Here is a 3754-nt window from a genome sequence, read left to right as displayed (position 1 = left end):
ATATATTCTTATATTTTGTATTGGTAGGTTTTAAAGTTTATATATTTAATTCTACTAATCACTTGTAAGATCTTTAAACTTAATATATCTTTTACCTTTAAAATATTTAACTGAGATTAACCCTACAGCTTTAAAGTCGAATTTACTCATCAAACCATTAGACTTTTTATTATCAAAAGATACAATAGTACGGATATATTTGTATTTCTCCTTTTTATAAATATAAAATAATGATTCAACTAATATTTCCATATAACCTTTTTTTCTAAATTTTTCAAAAGTATAGAGATCGTATAAATAAACAGTATCTCTAGGCAGTTTAGAAGAATATCCTGAAGTGCCTTCGTAAAAATTGTTCTTTCCTATCCAACCATAAGATACAATTTCTCCCTTTATACTTAACACATATCCATTATCATTTTTATTTGAATATCTATTTTTAAAAATATTATATTTTCGATCTGTAAACTCTTGGGGATATTGTTTTTTAATCTCTTCTACTATATCACCATCTATCTTTTTAATATATTCAGACTCTACATAATCATTTTTAAATGAAGTCTCATAATAGCTAAACTTCCTATAAAATCTTCTTATAATGCGTGATAAAATATTAAGCATCTCTTTAACCTCTCATTTTAAACATTTTATATGCAAGTGTATCTTTATTTTTCCAATAGTCAAAGCTATATACTAGGTTAAATTCTTTAGTCCACCTAAACTTCCAGGCATAACCACCTGAGCCTAGGTCAAGAAGATTAAAAGCTTCTTGTTTTTCTAAGTAATCTAACATATCTAGTATTGCAACATCACTTAAGTTATAGTTATGATATTTGTAGTTGTATGATGAGTTCCAAGAGTATAGCTTATCTTTATAACTATAGCAATAACGATAAAATATAAGTTCATCTTCTGCATCACGTATCAAAAACATAAGAGAACTATCATCTAATTTTGAAACTTCCTTTATAAATTCATTGCGTTTATTTTCGTTAAAGTGAGATCTTCTTTCTTTCCTATCTAACTTGTTTTTCATAAAATCTTGTTGGGTTTTATGTAAATTAGTAAACTCTTCAAATAGTTCTTCAGATACACTATACTTGACATCAAATCTATAATTTAAATCTTTTTTTAGTTTATTTCTTTTTTTATTTGCTTTTTTAGGTATTATTCTTTCTTTTCCATGTAAATTTATTATAGGATTTTCTGTTAAATAATTAGTAAAAGAATTATACTTTTCAGAAGATAATAGATAATTTAAAAAATCGTTATTATCAGGAATATATGACAATAAAATTCTATCCACAGATTTAAGTTCTGTAATAGTCGACATGATTAAATTGTATATAGTATAACGATTTACTCCACTATCATCACACAAAATAAATCTATAATCCCCCATACCTATGAACTTTAACTCCGTCCAAGAAAGAAAGGCTTTTTTTCTTTTTTCAATAAAAAATGGAGCAATTGCAACCAATTTATTGTTATTATAAACTGCATATATACTTAACTCATCTTCCCTACTTAAGTTATGTTTACACCATATATAAGAGTATTCAAAGGATTGATAAAAAGTAGACTGCTTATCGCTTTTTTGTAGCTCTTCCCAATCTTCTTTATATTTTCCCATATCATCTACATTTTCAATTTTTACGACATCCACCTTACCACCCCTTATCTTTATAGATATCTTGAATGTCTTTTTCTTTATTTATAACCTTATAAAATGATCTGTTGTTTCCAATACGAAATGGAATAATTTTAGATAAATCTTCTTTTTTTACCTTTTCTACTTTTTCAACAAAATCTTCTTTTGACATTTTGGCAAAGTATTCCAATGGCTTTGACTCATCTACAGCCAGTCCCTTATACTTATTTAATTTATTAAAAATATCAAAATCCATCTCCCTCTGAGAGCCAAAATAACTATATAGCCTCATTTTTTCTTCAAAAACTTCAGAGTTCATTTTGTAATATGTATTGATCCAGTCATTTGGCAATAAATTACTTACTTCATATAAGTAAATATCACCCAAATAATTATAGTCTTCAAGAAACCTTGCTAAAAAGTAAGTCAATCTTTGATGTTCTGGATGGGCATCAATAACTGATACAGTAAAGATTGAATCATAGTCATTTGCATCTAGTATCTTTAGTAGATGATCCTTAAATACTTCAAATGACCAGTTGCTATTTTCGTTTCGAATTTCAACTATTTTATCAACTATTTCAACATCTAATTCTTTAGCTATTTTTTCAGCTTCTAAAAATCTTACCTTTGAAATTTTTTCTCTTTCTTTATCATTTTTAGAAGCTCCACTATCTGTTCCATATAATAAGTGAAATTCACATTCTTTGGAAAGTCCTTTTAATAAACCACCTAATCCTATCGCTTCATCGTCTACATGCGGCACAAGAATTAAAGTTTTGCCAAGATCATTTATTTCTTTTGCACCTATTTTAGCAGAATTGTAATATTCTTTAATCTTCATTTTGTTATAAATCTTAATTGGTCCAGCTAAAGCTTTAGCAAGAGTTTTTTTAATCACTTAGCATCCCCCTATAAATTTAAATATTCTTATCTCAAGTCAATAAAATATCAGCTTTCTTTCCAATATCCACCATTAATTATAAACAATATAAATTTGTTAGTCAAGCTGACTATGGATATCCATTTACCTTCTATACTTTTATATAATATATAAAAAATCCCTATAAAATTTAATACTCCACTTTTCTAGTATTGGACTTATTTAATCCAACTACTATAAGGAAGTATATCATTTTACAGGGTCTTTTAAATAATAACTCATCTATTTTTGAATATACTTTACTTTTTCACTTTAATTTTTAATTCAATTTTCGATTAAAAAATCTAGTTTACTTTTCCATATGAAGGTCCATTTGAGGAAATGGCATCTCTATTTCTTCTTTATCAAATCTCTTTTTAACTATTTCAAGAACATCATAATGTAGATCCCAAAGATCTCCCGCCTTGACCCAGGCCCTAACTTTAAAATCCACAGAACTATCTCCATGGTTACTCATTTTAACAAAAGGCTCAGGATCCTTTAATACAAGTAGATGTGAATTTATTATATCACTTAAGACCTCTTTAACCTTATCAGTATCCTCTTCATAACCTACACCAAAAACCCACTCTGCCCTTCTTGTTTCTTTTATAGAATAGTTTACTATGCTTGTATTTGCTAGGTTTCCATTTGGTATATATATGACCTTATTATCAGGTGTTTTTAATATCGTGTTAAGGATTTGAATAGCTTCAACAGTTCCACTAAAACCATCAGCTTCTATATAGTCTCCAACATTAATAGGCCTAACTACAAGAAGGAGTACCCCTCCAGCAAAGTTTGAAAGAGACCCTTGAAAGGCAAGACCTATAGCAAAGCCTCCAGCAGCAAGCACAGCTACAAAGGACGCTGTTTCAACTCCTAGTATGCCAACTACACTAATAGCCAAGAGAACTTTAAGTATTCCGCTTACAAGTGACATTATAAAGGGCTTTAGTGTATTATCAATCTTAGACTTTTCAACTTGCTTTCCTACAAGTTTTGCAATCTTGCCAATAAGGGCAAGACCAACAAGCAAGGTAACTATAGCTAAAGCTAGATTTTTCGCAAATGGTATCACCATTGTTTCTAATATATTTTCCAAAATTATTCCTCCTTTTAATCATATAATATAGCTCGTTGCAGAACTCTACAACTCGCATATTTACTACGTTTATTTA

At 28.4% G+C, this 3754-nt stretch carries 4 protein-coding genes; all 4 read right to left on the bottom strand.

Annotation, left to right across the window (positions count from 1 at the left end):
• Window positions 1-54 precede the first annotated feature (54 nt).
• Entirely contained in the window at window positions 55-621 is a 567-nt protein-coding gene (locus ACTHW2_RS11830) for a GNAT family N-acetyltransferase (protein WP_442264119.1), read from the bottom strand.
• A 4-nt stretch (window positions 622-625) separates the two neighbouring features.
• Window positions 626-1666 (bottom strand): GNAT family N-acetyltransferase, encoded by a 1041-nt coding sequence (locus ACTHW2_RS11825; protein WP_442264118.1) that lies wholly within the window; start codon window positions 1664-1666, stop codon window positions 626-628.
• 1 nt (window position 1667) lies between these two features.
• A complete protein-coding gene (locus ACTHW2_RS11820) occupies window positions 1668-2552 on the bottom strand; it encodes a PIG-L family deacetylase (RefSeq protein ID WP_442264117.1) in 885 nt (294 codons plus the stop codon).
• A 331-nt stretch (window positions 2553-2883) separates the two neighbouring features.
• Window positions 2884-3678 (bottom strand): mechanosensitive ion channel family protein, encoded by a 795-nt coding sequence (locus ACTHW2_RS11815; protein WP_442264116.1) that lies wholly within the window; start codon window positions 3676-3678, stop codon window positions 2884-2886.
• Window positions 3679-3754: the final 76 nt, after the last annotated feature.

Source organism: Tissierella sp. (assembly GCF_052089545.1).
Classification (GTDB): Bacteria; Bacillota; Clostridia; order Tissierellales; family Tissierellaceae; genus Tissierella_A.
The sequence above is the reverse complement of the archived record's forward strand: the minus strand, read 5'-3'. Positions and strand labels throughout refer to the sequence as shown.

What these genes read in the sequence shown, in the direction of transcription:
- ACTHW2_RS11830 (WP_442264119.1), bottom strand. Translation starts at nt 621, where the DNA reads ATGCTTAATATTTTATCACGCATTATAAGAAGATTTTATAGGAAGTTT.